General features: G+C 68.0%; 11 protein-coding genes. 3 read left to right on the forward strand and 8 right to left on the reverse strand.

The window, feature by feature from the left end; translation table 11 throughout:
- On the forward strand, window positions 1-791 hold a 791-nt coding region (locus ACFPOE_RS14175), incomplete at its 5' end, for a DUF3426 domain-containing protein (RefSeq protein ID WP_376850775.1).
- Between the two features lie 28 nt (window positions 792-819).
- Complete coding sequence (locus tag ACFPOE_RS14180) at window positions 820-1716, forward strand: carbohydrate kinase family protein (protein WP_376850776.1); 897 nt, start codon at window positions 820-822, stop codon at window positions 1714-1716.
- A gap of 19 nt (window positions 1717-1735) precedes the next feature.
- Here ACFPOE_RS14180 and ACFPOE_RS14185 read toward each other — a convergent pair whose 3' ends face one another.
- The gene (locus ACFPOE_RS14185) at window positions 1736-2503 is read right to left on the reverse strand and encodes an SDR family oxidoreductase (RefSeq protein ID WP_376850777.1); all 768 of its coding nucleotides are present in this window, start codon (window positions 2501-2503) and stop codon (window positions 1736-1738) included.
- 118 nt (window positions 2504-2621) lie between these two features.
- On the opposite strand from ACFPOE_RS14185, the gene ACFPOE_RS14190 reads away from it, so the two are divergent.
- The gene (locus tag ACFPOE_RS14190) at window positions 2622-4079 is read left to right on the forward strand and encodes an MBL fold metallo-hydrolase (RefSeq protein WP_376850778.1); all 1458 of its coding nucleotides are present in this window, start codon (window positions 2622-2624) and stop codon (window positions 4077-4079) included.
- Between the two features lie 11 nt (window positions 4080-4090).
- Here ACFPOE_RS14190 and ACFPOE_RS14195 read toward each other — a convergent pair whose 3' ends face one another.
- From ACFPOE_RS14195 to ACFPOE_RS14225, 7 genes are all read right to left on the reverse strand, one after another.
- Window positions 4091-5035: a branched-chain amino acid ABC transporter permease gene (locus tag ACFPOE_RS14195; RefSeq protein WP_376850779.1), complete on the reverse strand. Its 945-nt coding sequence runs from the start codon at window positions 5033-5035 to the stop codon at window positions 4091-4093.
- Between the two features lie 3 nt (window positions 5036-5038).
- Complete coding sequence (locus ACFPOE_RS14200) at window positions 5039-5923, reverse strand: branched-chain amino acid ABC transporter permease (RefSeq protein ID WP_376850780.1); 885 nt, start codon at window positions 5921-5923, stop codon at window positions 5039-5041.
- A 61-nt stretch (window positions 5924-5984) separates the two neighbouring features.
- The gene (locus tag ACFPOE_RS14205) at window positions 5985-7187 is read right to left on the reverse strand and encodes an ABC transporter substrate-binding protein (protein ID WP_376850781.1); all 1203 of its coding nucleotides are present in this window, start codon (window positions 7185-7187) and stop codon (window positions 5985-5987) included.
- Window positions 7188-7221: 34 nt separating this feature from the next.
- Window positions 7222-7926, reverse strand: coding sequence for an ABC transporter ATP-binding protein (locus ACFPOE_RS14210; RefSeq protein ID WP_376850782.1), 705 nt, complete (start codon window positions 7924-7926; stop codon window positions 7222-7224).
- Window positions 7926-8699: an ABC transporter ATP-binding protein gene (locus ACFPOE_RS14215; RefSeq protein WP_376850783.1), complete on the reverse strand. Its 774-nt coding sequence runs from the start codon at window positions 8697-8699 to the stop codon at window positions 7926-7928. The genes ACFPOE_RS14210 and ACFPOE_RS14215 overlap by 1 nt, the downstream gene beginning before the upstream one ends.
- Window positions 8700-8863: 164 nt before the next feature.
- Complete coding sequence (gene icmF, locus ACFPOE_RS14220; RefSeq protein ID WP_376850784.1) at window positions 8864-12157, reverse strand: fused isobutyryl-CoA mutase/GTPase IcmF; 3294 nt, start codon at window positions 12155-12157, stop codon at window positions 8864-8866.
- 102 nt (window positions 12158-12259) lie between these two features.
- Entirely contained in the window at window positions 12260-13105 is an 846-nt protein-coding gene (locus ACFPOE_RS14225; protein WP_376850785.1) for a PPK2 family polyphosphate kinase, read from the reverse strand.
- Between the last annotated feature and the right edge of the window lie 12 nt (window positions 13106-13117).

The raw sequence follows: 13117 nt of genomic DNA on the forward strand, positions 1-13117 counted from the left end.
AGCCGGAGCCGGAGCCGTCGGCACCGCCAGCGCCGCCAGCGCCGCCCGCGCCGCCCGCGCCGTCGATCGCCACGCCGGCCCCGGCCGCCGCAGTGCCGCCGCCCGTGGCGGCGCGGCCGATCGCCGCCCCTGCACCGGCGCCGGAGCGCTCCTCCGCCGACGACCCGGACAGCATCGTGGCGCCGCCGCTGTATCCCTGGTTTCCGTCCGAGGTGCACGACTCGCAGCTGCCGCGCGAATCGCGGATCGAAGCGGAAGAGCCCGACCTGGACAGCGTTTCCTTCGTCCGCAAGGCGCGCCGCCAGGCCCTGTGGAAGCGGCCGCTGGTGCGGACGCTGCTGGTGCTCGTCCTGCTGGCGCTGGCCGGCCTGCTGGCGCTGCAATACGCGGTGCAGGAGCGCGACAAGCTGGCGGCCACGCAGCCGCGGCTGCGGCCCTGGCTGCAGCTGCTGTGCGGTCCGCTGCACTGCGAGATCCAGCCGCCCCGGCAGATCGACGCCATCGTGGTCGACAGTTCTTCGTTCAACCGGCTGCGCAGCGACGTGTACCGGTTGAGCTTCAGCCTGCGCAACCAGGCTGCGATGCCGGTGGCGATGCCTTCGATCGAGCTGACGCTGACCGATTCCCAGGACCAGCCCGTGATCCGCAGCGTGCTGGCGCCGCGCGACGTCGGCGCGGCGGCGGTGCTGGCGCCGGCCGGCGAATCGAGCAGCACCGTCGCCGTCTCGGTGGCGGCCGATTCCAGCGCCAGCCGCATCGCCGGCTACCGGCTGCTGGCCTTCTATCCCTGACCCAACTTTTTCCCCGAGGTTCTTCCCAATGGCAGCAGTGATTTGTGGCTCCCTGGCCTTCGACACCATCATGACGTTCGAGGGCCGTTTTTCCGAGCAGATCCTGCCGGACCAGCTTCACATCCTCAACGTGTCCTTCCTGGTGCCGGCGCTGCGGCGCGACTTCGGCGGCTGCGCCGGCAATATCGCCTACGCCCACAAGCTGCTGGGCGGGCGGCCGCTGCCGATGGCCACCGTCGGCAGCGACGGCACCGAGTACGTCGAGCGCCTCAAGGGCCAGGGCATCAGCACCGAATTCGTCAGCCAGGTGCATGACACCTACACGGCGCAGGCGATGATCATGACGGACCGCGACAACAACCAGATCACCGCCTTCCATCCGGGCGCGATGATGCAGGCGCACCGCACCAAGATCGCCGCCCGCAGCGACATCCGGCTGGGCATCATCTCGCCGGACGGCCGCGACGCGATGCTGCAGCACGCGGCGCAGTTCAAGGCGGCCGACATCCCCTTCGTGTTCGACCCGGGCCAGGGCCTGCCGATGTTCGACGGCACCGAACTCGCCGCCTTCGTCGACCAGGCCAGCTGGGTCACGGTCAACGACTACGAGGGCAAGATGCTGTGCGACCGCACCGGCCTGTCGAACGCCGAGATCTCGCGCCGGGTCCAGGGCCTGGTGGTGACGCTGGGCGCCGAGGGCTGCGAAGTCTGGGTCGGCGGCGAAAAGACGGTGGTGCCGCCGGTCAAGGCCAGGGAAGTGGTCGATCCCACCGGCTGCGGCGACGCCTGGCGCGGCGCGCTGCTGTACGGGCTGGAGCAGGGCTGGGACCTGCGCAAGTGCGCGGCGCTGGGCAACCAGATCGGGGCGCTGAAGATCGCCAGCCGCGGGCCGCAGAACTACGACCTGGGCACGCTCAAGTTCTGACAACTGGCGCGGCAGACCTCTAGCCGCGGGCCAGCGTGACGCCGCCGTCGACCACGATGGTCTGGCCCACCACGTAGTCGCCGGCGCGCGAGGCCAGGTAGACCGCCACGCCGGCCATGTCCTCGTCGATGCCGATGCGCCCGGCCGGGATGCGCCTGGCCGTTTCTTCCGCGTGGTCGCGCGCGATCCGGTTCATCTCCGAGGCGAACGCGCCCGGCGCGATGCCGCTGACCACGATGTTGTCCTGCACCAGCCGCAGCGCCATGCGCTTGATCAGGTGGATCAGGCCGGCCTTGCTGGCCGCATACGAATAGGTCTCCTGCGGGTTGACCGAGATGCCGTCGATGGAGGCGACGTTGATCACCTTGGCCGGCCTGAGCCTGCCCGCGGCCTTGAGCTGTTCGTGCAGCGCCTGGGTCAGGAAGAACGGCGACTTCAGGTTCAGGTCCATCACCTTGTCCCAGCCCTTTTCGGGAAAGGTGTCGAAGCTCTCGCCCCAGGCCGCGCCGGCGTTGTTCACCAGGATGTCCAGCGCCGGCTCGCGCGCGGCCAGGGCGGCTGCCAGGCCGCGCGCGCCTTCGACGGTCGACACGTCGGCCGGCAGCGAGATGCACGGCCCCAGCGCCGACAGCTCGCTGGCGGTCTGGTCGCAGGCCTGGGCCTTGCGCGAGGAGATGTACACCTTCGCGCCGTGGGCCAGCAGGCCGCTGGCGATCATGCGGCCGATGCCGCGCGAGCCGCCGGTGACGAGCGCGACGCGGCCCTGCAGCGAGAAGAGGTCTTTCATGGGGGCTCCTGGAATGAGGGCCCCAGCGTAGCCTCACGGTGGCCCTTGGCAATCACCTGCATGACAGCTGATCCGGCGGGCGCTACGATTCCGCCCGTTTGTGACCAATGGAGTGACCATGAAATTGAACGACACCCGCCGGGCCCTGATGCTTGGCGCGGCAGCGGCGACGCTGCTGGCGGCGTGTGCCACCACCGAGCGGGATGCACGCGCAGTGCTGGAGCAATCGGACCGCGCGATGGGCGCCGGCAAGCTGCAGACCCTGCGCTACGCCGGCCGCGGGGCAGGCGGCATCTTCGGCCAGGCCTTCATTCCCGAGCAGGCGTGGCCGCGCGTGGCGTACATGGCCTTTTCGCGCGACATCGACTACGCCAACGCGGCGATGCGCGAGGAGTTCGTGCGCACACGAACGCAATCGACCGGAGGCGGTGCGCTGCCGCCGCTGGGAATGGGCGACCAGCGCGCGGTCGGCCTGGTGCGCGGCACTTCGGCATGGAACCTGGCCGGCACGGCGGCCAGCGCCGCGCCGGTGGCGCTGGACGGCCGCATCCACGACCTGTGGACGACGCCGCACGGCGTGATCAAGGCGGCCCTGAAGAATGGCGGCACGGTCCGCACCGAAGAGGGCAAGTCGCTGGTCACCTTCACCGAGCCGGGGCGGTTCCGGGCGACAGTGTGGATCGGCGCCGACGGGATGGTGGAGCGGGTCGATTCGGTGCAGCCCAATCCGGTGATCGGCGACACGCGGGTGGTGACGCGCTACTCGAATTACCGGGATCACGGCGGCATCAAGTTCCCCGCCCGCATCGTGCAGGACCAGGGCGGCTTCAACGTGCTGGAACTGGACGTGACCGAGGTCGTCCCGAATGCCCCGGTGGCGATCGAGACCCCGGCGTCGGTCGCCGCGTTCACCGAGACTGTCACCGTGGAGAAGGCGGCGGATGGCGTGTGGTTCCTGGCGGGGGGCTCGCACAACAGCGTCGCCATCGAGATGAAGGACCACATCCTGCTGGTCGAAAGCCCGCTCTACGACGGCCGCGCGCAGGCGGTGCTGGCGCAGGCCAACCGGCTGGTGCCCGGCAAGCAGGTGCGCTCCGTCATCAATTCCCATCACCACTTCGACCACGCGGGCGGCTTGCGCGCCGCAGCGGCGCAAGGAGTGGCTCTGGTGGTGAGCGAGCCCTCGGCCGGCTGGTTCCGCCGCGTGCTGGCCAATCCGAACACGATCAGCCCGGATGCGCTGGCCGCGTCCGGCAGGCAGGCAGTGCTGGTGCCGGCGGCCGCGCCCCTGCACCGCATCGGGGACGAGACCCGGCAGGTCGAGATCCATCTGATCGGCGACAGCTTCCACGCGCAGGGCTACGCGATGGTCTGGTTGCCGAAGGAGCGCCTGCTGATCCTGGCCGACGAATACACGCCCGGACCGCCGAATGCGCCCCGACCGGCGCAGGTCAATCCGAACAACCTGAACCTGGTGCGCAACATCGAGCGGCTCAAGCTCGACGTCGACCGGATCCTGCCGCTGCACGGCAGGATGGTTCCGGTCTCCGAGCTGATGGCGGCGGTGGGCCGCTGAAACCCGCCGGCTCAGGCCGCGGCGCGGGCCCGGCGCCGCTCGAGCCAGGCCTGCAGTTCGCCGACCACGCCTTTGCGGAAGGCCAGCACGCAGACCACGAAGATGGCGCCGATGATCACGGTGACCCAGGAACCGACCCGGTCCGACAGCATGTCCTGCAGCGTGACCACGATGCCGGCGCCGACGATCGGGCCCAGGAAGGTCCCGGCGCCGCCCAGCAGCGTCATCAGGATCACCTCGCCCGAGGTGGCCTGCAGCACGTCCGTCAAGGTGGCGAAGCCCAGCACCAGCGCCTTGAGCGAGCCGGCCAGCCCTGCCAGGGCAGCGGACAGCGCGAACACCAGCAGCTTGTAGCGGTCCACGTCGTAGCCCAGGGACACGGCCCGCGGCTCGTTCTCGCGGATCGCCTTGAGCACCTGGCCGAACGGCGACGACACGATGCGCCGGATCGCCAGGAACACGGCGATCAGCAGGCCGAACACCAGGTAATACATGACCATGTCGTTGCGCAGGGAGACCAGCCCCAGCAGCGTGCCGCGCGGCACGCCCTGGATCCCGTTCTCGCCGCCGGTGAACGGCGCCTGCAGGCAGACGAAGTACACCAGCTGCCCCAGCGCCAGCGTGATCATGGCGAAGTAGATGCCGGAGCGCCGGATCGCCAGCAGGCCGATCAGCAGGCCGGCGACCAGCGCGGCCAGCATGCCCATCGCGATCGCGGGCAGCGTGCCCCAGTGCGGTCCGGTCACCAGCCAGCTGGTGACGTAGGAGCCCAGGCCGAAGTAGGCCGCATGGCCGAAGGAAAGCATGCCGCCGTACCCGAGCAGGAGGTTGAACGCGCAGGCGAAGATCGCGAACGAGTACAGCGTCATCAGGTACACCGGGTACACGCCCAGCCAGGGCATCACCAGCCCGGCCAGCACCAGCACCGCGTAGAGGGCGAGAAGGGGTCGTGACATTGCCTACTCCCTGCCGAACAGGCCGGCGGGCCGCAGCACCAGCACGATCGCCATGATGACGAAGACCACGATGTTGGACGCTTCCGGGTAGATGACCTTGGTGAAGCCCTCGACCATGCCGAGCGCGAGCCCGCTGACGATGGCACCCAGGATCGAGCCCATGCCGCCGATGACGACCACGGCGAACACCACCACCACCAGCGACGATCCCATCAGCGGAGAGACCTGGATCACCGGCGCGGACAGCACGCCGGCCAGCGCCGCCAGCCCGATGCCGGCGCCGTAGGTGAGCATGACCATGGTGGGAACGTTGATGCCGAAGGCCTGCACCAGGCGCGGGTTCTCGGTGGCCGCCCGCAGCGTGGCGCCCAGCCGGGTGCGCTCGATGACGAACCAGGTGACCAGGCAGACGGTGATGGAGGCGACGATCACCCAGGCCCGGTAGATCGGCAGGATCATGAATCCGAGGTTGAACACACCCTGCAGCGCGTCCGGCACGGCATAGGTCTGGCCGGAGGAGCCGAAACGCTCCCGCATCAGGCCTTCGAAGATCAGGGCCAGGCCGAAGGTCAGCAGCAGGCCGTACAGCGGATCGAGCTTGTAGAGCGGGCGCAGCAGCAGCCGCTCGATCACCATGCCGAAGGCGCCGACGACGATGGGCGCGAGCACCAGTGCCAGCCAGTAGTTGATGCCGAAGGTTTCCAGGCCGATCAGGGCGGCGAAGGCGCCCAGCATGTAAAACGCGCCGTGGGCGAAGTTGACGACGCCCAGCAGGCCGAAGATCACCGCCAGCCCGAGGCTGAGCATGGCGTAAAAGGAGCCGTTGACCAGGCCCAGCATCAGCTGGCCCAGGATCACGGGGATGGGGTAGCCGAAGATTTCGGTCATGTGAGATTGGTCGCCGCTTGAAAGTGGCGGGGCGCCGCTGCGGCGGCCCCGCCACGAACCGTCACTTCTTGGCGAACGGGCACTGGCCGGTGATCGGGCCGAAGGCTTCCTCGCCCGGCATCGTCTTGATCACCTTGTAGTAATCCCACGGGTACTTGGACTCGGCCGGGGTCTTCACCTGCATCACGTACATCGGATGGATCATGACGCCGTCGGCGCGCACGTAGCCGCCCTTGACAAACATGTCGTTGATCTTGTCCTTCTTCATCTGCGCCATCACCTTGTCCGCATCCGTGCTGCCGACGGCCTTGACGGCGTTCAGGTAGTGCAGGGTGGCCGAGTAGTAGGCCGCCTGGTTCATGGTCGGCTCCTTCTTCATGATGTTGAAGTAGCGCTTGGCCCAGGCGCGGGTCTCGGGGCTCAGGTCCCAGTACCAGCCGGTGGTCAGGTACAGGCCCTGGGCGGTCTTCAGCCCCAGGCTGTGGATGTCGCTGATGAAGGCCAGCAGCGCTGCGGGCTTCATCTTCTTGGTGATGCCGAACTCCTGCGCCGCCTTCAGCGAGTTGGTGAAGTCCTGGCCGGCGTTGGCCAGGCCCAGCACCTGGGCGCCAGAGCCCTGGGCCTGCAGCAGGAAGGAGGAGAAGTCGCTGGCGCCCAGCGGCACCCGCACCTCGCCCAGCGACTTGCCGCCGTTGGCCGTCACCACGCTGGTGGCCGCATCGCGCAGCTGGGTGCCGAAGGCGTAGTCGGCGGTCAGGAAGTACCAGCTCTTGCCGCCTTCCTTGACGATCGCGCTGGCCGTGCCGTTGGCCAGCGACGTGGTGTCGTAGGCGTAATGGATGGTGTAGGGCGTGCAATCCTGGTTGGTCAGCGAGGCGCCGGCGGCGCCGATCGCGATGAACGGCACCTTCTTCTGCGCCGCCACCTTGGCCATGCCCAGCGACACGCCGGTGTTGGAGCCGCCCAGGATCATGGTGGCGCCGTTCTGGTCGGCCCACTCGCGGAACTTGGAGGCGCCCAGGTCCGGCTTGTTCTGGTGGTCGGCCGACAGGAACACGATCTTCTTGCCGAGGACGGAGCCGCCGAAATCGGCGATCGCCATCTTGGCGGCTTCGACGCCACCCTGGCCGATCACGTCCGCGTAGACGCCGGACATGTCGTCGATGTCGCCGATGACGACTTCGTTGGCCGCGGCCATCGCGGCGGGGGCGGCAAAGGCGGCTGCAAGCGCCATGAACAGCGCGGTTCTGGAAAGATATTTCATGCTTGTCTCCTTAAATGAACAAAGGGAAGTGACGCTAGACACCGAGGAATTCATGCAGCATGTCCATCCGCGAAGCCAGCTCGCCCTGGGCGAACTGCTGCACGATCTTTCCATGCTCCATCACGTAGAAGCGGTCGGCCAGCGGCGCCGCGAAGCGGAAGTTCTGTTCCACCAGGACGATGGTGTAGCCCTTGGCCTTGAGCGTGCGGATCATCTCGGCCAGCTTCTGCACGATCACCGGCGCCAGGCCTTCCGAGATCTCGTCCAGCAGCAGCAGCCGGGCGCCCGTGCGCAGGATGCGCGCCACTGCCAGCATCTGCTGCTCGCCGCCGGACAGCCGGGTGCCGGGGCTGGCGGCGCGCTCCTTCAGGTTCGGGAACATGTCGTAGACCTCGGCCACGCTCATGCCGCCTGCGCCGATCACCGGCGGCAGCATCAGGTTTTCCTCGGCCGACAGGCTGGCGAAGATGCCGCGTTCCTCGGGGCAGTAGCCCACGCCCAGCCGCGCCACCTTGTGCGGCGCCAGCTTGATCGCTTCCTGGCCCTTGATGCGGATCGAGCCGGTGCGCGCGCCGGTCATGCCGACGATCGCGCGCAGGGTGGTGGTGCGGCCGGAGCCGTTGCGCCCCAGCAGGCAGACCACCTCGCCTTCGTTCACCGTCAGGTCGACGCCGTGCAGGATGTGGGATTCGCCGTACCAGGCGTTCAGGCCGTCGATGCGCAGGAGCTCATGGACCATCAATGGGCCCCCTGCAGCGCCGCGTCGGAGGTGCCCATGTAGGCCTCGATCACCAGCGGGTTGGCGGACACCTCGGCGTAGGGACCGTCGGCGATGATGGCGCCGCGCTGCAGCACGGTGATGCGATCCGCGATCGAGGACACGACGTTCATGTTGTGTTCCACCATCAGGATGGTGCGGCCAGCGGAAATTTTCTTGATCAGCGCGGTGACGCGGCTGACGTCCTCGTGGCCCATGCCCTGGGTCGGTTCGTCCAGCAGCATCAGTTCGGGCTCCAGCGCCATGGTGGTGGCCAGCTCCAGCGCGCGCTTGCGGCCGTACGGCAGGTTCACCGTCATTTCGTCGGCGTAGTCCTGCAGGCCGACGGTCGCCAGCAGCTCGCGGGCCCGCCCGTGCAGCGGCGCCAGCGTGCTTTCGGGCTTCCAGAAATGGAAGGAGTTGCCCAGGTTGCGCTGCAGCGCGGTGCGGACGTTCTCCAGCACCGTCATGTGCGGGAAGACCGCCGAGATCTGGAACGAGCGCACGATCCCGCGGCGCGCCGTCTGGGCCGGCCGCTCCTGGGTGATGTCGGCGCCGTTGAAGGTGATGGTGCCCGAGGTCGGGTGCAGGAACTTGGTCAGCAGGTTGAAGAACGTGGTCTTGCCGGCGCCATTGGGGCCGATCAGCGCGTGGATGTGGCCGCGGCGCACCTTCAGGTCGACGTTGTTGACCGCGACGAAGCCCTTGAACTCCTTGGTCAGGCCTGTCGTCTCGAGGATGAACTCAGCTGGCAAATCGCGCTCCTGCGGCATCGCACTCCGTGGGCCCGGGGGGTCCGGGCAAAGATGGCGAATCCTAGGGATCGTTGTTGCACTGCGATAGTGGGTAAAGCCCTAGGTAGTTGCGCGGACCCGCAGGCCGGCGGCGATGCTGTCAGAATCTGACGCGCAGCCGACGCTCACATGTTGCGCCGGTATTGGCCGCCGACTTCGAACAGTGCATGGGTGATCTGGCCCAGCGAGCAGACCCGCACCGCGTCCATCAGCACCTCGAACACGTTGCGGTTGTCGATCACCGCCTGCTGCAGCCGCTTGAGCATGGCCGGGGCCTCGCCGGCATGGCGGGCGTGGAATTCCTGCAGCCGCCGCAGCTGCCCCTGCTTTTCCTCGTCGGTGGAGCGGGCCAGCTCCAGCTTGTCCTGCACGGCGTCGCCGTGCGGGTTGCGGAAGGTGTTCACGCCCACGATCGGCAGCTCGCCGGTGTGCTTGAGCATCTCGTAGTGCATCGACTCGTCCTGGATCCGGCCCCTCTGGTAGCCGGTTTCCATCGCGCCGAGCACGCCGCCGCGCTCGGCGATGCGTTCGAATTCGGTCAGCACCGCTTCTTCCACCAGCTGCGTCAACTCCTCGATGATGAAGGCGCCCTGGCTCGGGTTCTCGTTCTTGGCCAGGCCCCATTCGCGGTTGATGATCAGCTGGATCGCCATCGCGCGCCGCACGCTGTCCTCGGTCGGGGTGGTGATCGCCTCGTCGAAGGCGTTGGTGTGCAGCGAGTTGCAGTTGTCGTAGATCGCGATCAGCGCCTGCAGCGTGGTGCGGATGTCGTTGAACTGGATCTCCTGCGCGTGCAGGCTGCGGCCCGAGGTCTGGATGTGGTACTTGAGCTTCTGGCTGCGTTCGTTGGCGCCGTACTTTTCCTTCATGGCCACCGCCCAGATCCGGCGCGCCACCCGGCCCATCACGGTGTATTCCGGGTCCATGCCGTTGGAGAAGAAGAAAGACAGGTTGGGCGCGAAGTCGTCCACGTGCATCCCGCGCGCCAGGTAGGCCTCGACAAAGGTGAAGCCGTTGGACAGGGTGAAGGCCAGCTGGCTGATCGGATTGGCCCCCGCCTCCGCGATGTGATAACCCGAGATCGAGACCGAATAGAAGTTGCGCACGTTGTGGTGCACGAAGTACTGGGCGATGTCGCCCATCACCTTCAGGCTGAACTCGGTGGAGAAGATGCAGGTGTTCTGGCCCTGGTCTTCCTTCAGGATGTCGGCCTGCACCGTGCCGCGCACGTTGGCCAGCACCCACTCGCGGATCTTGGCTGCCTCGGTGTCGGTCGGCTCGCGGCCGTTGTCGGCGACGAACTTGTCCAGGTTCTGGTCGATGGCGGTGTTCATGAACATCGCCAGGATGGTCGGCGCCGGGCCGTTGATCGTCATGGACACGGAGGTCGACGGGCTGCACAGGTCGAAGCCGGAATACAGCACCTTCATGTCGTCCAGCGTGGCGATCGAGACGCCCGAGTTGCCGACCTTGCCGTAGATGTCCGGCCGCGGGTCCGGGTCGTTGCCGTACAGCGTGACCGAGTCGAAGGCGGTGGACAGCCGCTTGGCCTCCATGCCGGAGCTGAGCAGCTTGAAGCGGGTGTTGGTGCGGAAGGCGTCGCCCTCGCCGGCGAACATGCGGGTCGGGTCCTCGCCCTCGCGCTTGAAGGCGAAGGTGCCGGCGGTGTACGGATAGCTGCCAGGCACGTTGTCCAGCATCAGCCACTTGAGGATCTCGCCGTGGTCTTCGTACTGCGGCAGGCAGACCTTGCGGATGGTGGTGCCGGACAGCGACTTGGTGGTGAGCGCGGTGCGGATCTCCTTGTCGCGGATCTTCACCACGTACTCGTCGCCGCCGTAGGCCTTCTGCATGTCGGGCCACTGCTGCAGCAGGTGCAGGGCATCCTTGTCCATCCGGGCCTTGCGCTGGCCGGCCAGGTCCAGCGCCGCTTCGGCGGCCGGCGCCCGGTCCGGCTTGTCGACCTTGAGCATGCGCGCCGCTTCCTTGAGCTGCTGCACTTCGCGCGCCAGGGTGGATTGCTCCTTGGCGCGCTTCTTGTAGCCGCGCACGGTGTCGCTGATCTCGGCCAGGTAGCGGGTGCGCGCCGCCGGCACCACCGGCGTCTGGTTGGTGCTGTGGCGCACCGTCACCGGCGGCAGCCGGCCGTCCTTGATCGGCACGCCGAGTTCGGCCAGCCGCGGCTTGAGCGCCTGGTACAGCGCGGTGACGCCGTCGTCGTTGAAGCGCGCCGCCATGGTGCCGAACACCGGCATCTGGTCGGGCGCCGTGGTCCAGGCTTCCTTGTTGCGCTGCACCTGCTTGGCGACGTCGCGCAGCGCGTCCAGCGAGCCCTTGCGGTCGAACTTGTTGATCGCCACGAATTCGGCGAAGTCCAGCATGTCGATCTTTTCCAGCTGGCTGGCGGCGCCGAATTCCGGCGTCATCACGTACAGCGGGATGTCGACGTGCGGCACGATGGCGGCGTCGCCCTGCCCGATGCCCGAGGTCTCGACCACGATCAGGTCGAAGCCGGCCAGCTTGCAGGCGGCGATCACGTCGGGCAGGGCGGCGGAGATCTCGCTGCCGAAGTCGCGCGTGGCCAGGCTGCGCATGAAGACCCGCTGGCCCTTGCCCCACGGGCCGATGGCGTTCATCCGGATGCGGTCGCCCAGCAGGGCGCCACCGCTCTTGCGGCGCGAGGGGTCGATCGAGATCACCGCTACCCGCAGGCTATCGTCCTGGTCCAGCCGCAGGCGGCGGATCAGTTCGTCGGTCAGCGACGACTTGCCGGCGCCGCCGGTGCCGGTGATGCCGAGCACCGCGACCTTCTTGCGCGCGGCCTGGGCCCGCAGTTCCTGCACCACGTCGGCGCGCAGCACGCCGTTCTCGATGGCGGTGATCAGCTGCGCCAGGGCGCGCCAGTTCAGCTCGCCGTTGCCCTGGATCGCGCCGAGGTCCTGCTTGGAGTAGCCCGACAGGTCCTTGTCGCAGCGCATCACCATCTCGCCGATCATTCCGGCCAGGCCCATGCGCTGTCCGTCTTCCGGGCTGTAGATCCGGGCCACGCCATAGCTGTGCAGCTCGCGGATCTCCGGCGGCACGATCACGCCGCCGCCGCCGCCGAACACCTGGATGTGCTCGCCGCCGCGCTGGCGCAGCAGGTCCACCATGTACTTGAAGTACTCCACGTGCCCGCCCTGGTAGGAGCTGATGGCGATGCCCTGCACGTCTTCCTGCAGCGCCGCCGTCACCACTTCGTCCACGCTGCGGTTGTGGCCCAGGTGGATCACCTCCGCGCCCATGCCCTGCAGGATGCGCCGCATGATGTTGATCGCCGCGTCGTGGCCGTCGAACAGGCTGGCGGCGGTGACGAAGCGCACCTTGTGGGTGGGGCGGTAGTTCGCGAGCGCCTTGAATTCGGCGGACAGGTCGGTCATGGGATGTCTCCGGGACGCGCCGGCGCGGCAGCCGGCGGCTTGGCAATCTTAAGCCGCGACCTTACTTGACGTTGACGTAAACGTCAATCGCTGCCCGAGCCGTCAGACCACCTTCACGCCCTTGATCGCGGGGTCGGGCGGCGGGTAGCGCAGCCCCAGCGAGGCCAGCTTGTCGCGCACCACCGTGGCGACCATCAGGTTGCGGTGGGTCTTGGAATCGGCCGGCACCACGGTCCAGGGCGCCAGCTCGGTGCTGGTGGCGCCCAGCAGCGCGCCGTAGGCGGCCATGTAGTCGCTCCAGTGCCGGCGCACCTCCAGGTCACCGGGCAGGAATTTCCAGGCCTTGCCGGGGTCGTCGATGCGCTCCTGCAGGCGCTGGCGCTGTTCGTCGGGGCTGAGGTGCAGCATGAATTTCAGGATCACCGTGCCGGTCTCCGCCAGCAGCCGCTCGAAGTCGTTGATCTGGCGAAAGCGCTGCTGCGTCTGCTGCGCGGACAGCGTGCCCTGCACCACCGGCACCAGCACGTCTTCGTAATGGCTGCGGTTGAAGATCATCAGCTGGCCGGCGCCGGGCACGCTCTGGTGGATGCGCCAGAGGAAATCGTGGGCCCGCTCCGCCGGAGTGGGAGCCTTCCAGCCGATGGTGTCGGTGCCCAGCGGGCTGACGCGGCTGAACACCCCGCGGATGGTGCCGTCCTTGCCGGCCGCATCCATCCCCTGCAGCACCACCAGCACCTTGAAGCGCCGGTCCGCGTACAGCATGTCCTGCAGCACGTCGATCTCCAGCGCCAGGGCCTCGACCTTCTCCTTGTCCCTGCCCTTGTCGCCGCTGGAAAACGGCTTGGCGCCGGGGTCGAACTTCGACAGGTCCACCGGCTTGCCCTCCTTGCTGCGCGGCTGCCATGGCGGCAGCGGGTCGGTCTTGCGGCGGGGACTGGCCTTGGTCATTGCTTGCGCGGC

The organism is Caenimonas terrae, assembly GCF_042655405.1.
GTDB lineage: Bacteria > Pseudomonadota > Gammaproteobacteria > Burkholderiales > Burkholderiaceae_C > Ramlibacter > Ramlibacter terrae_A.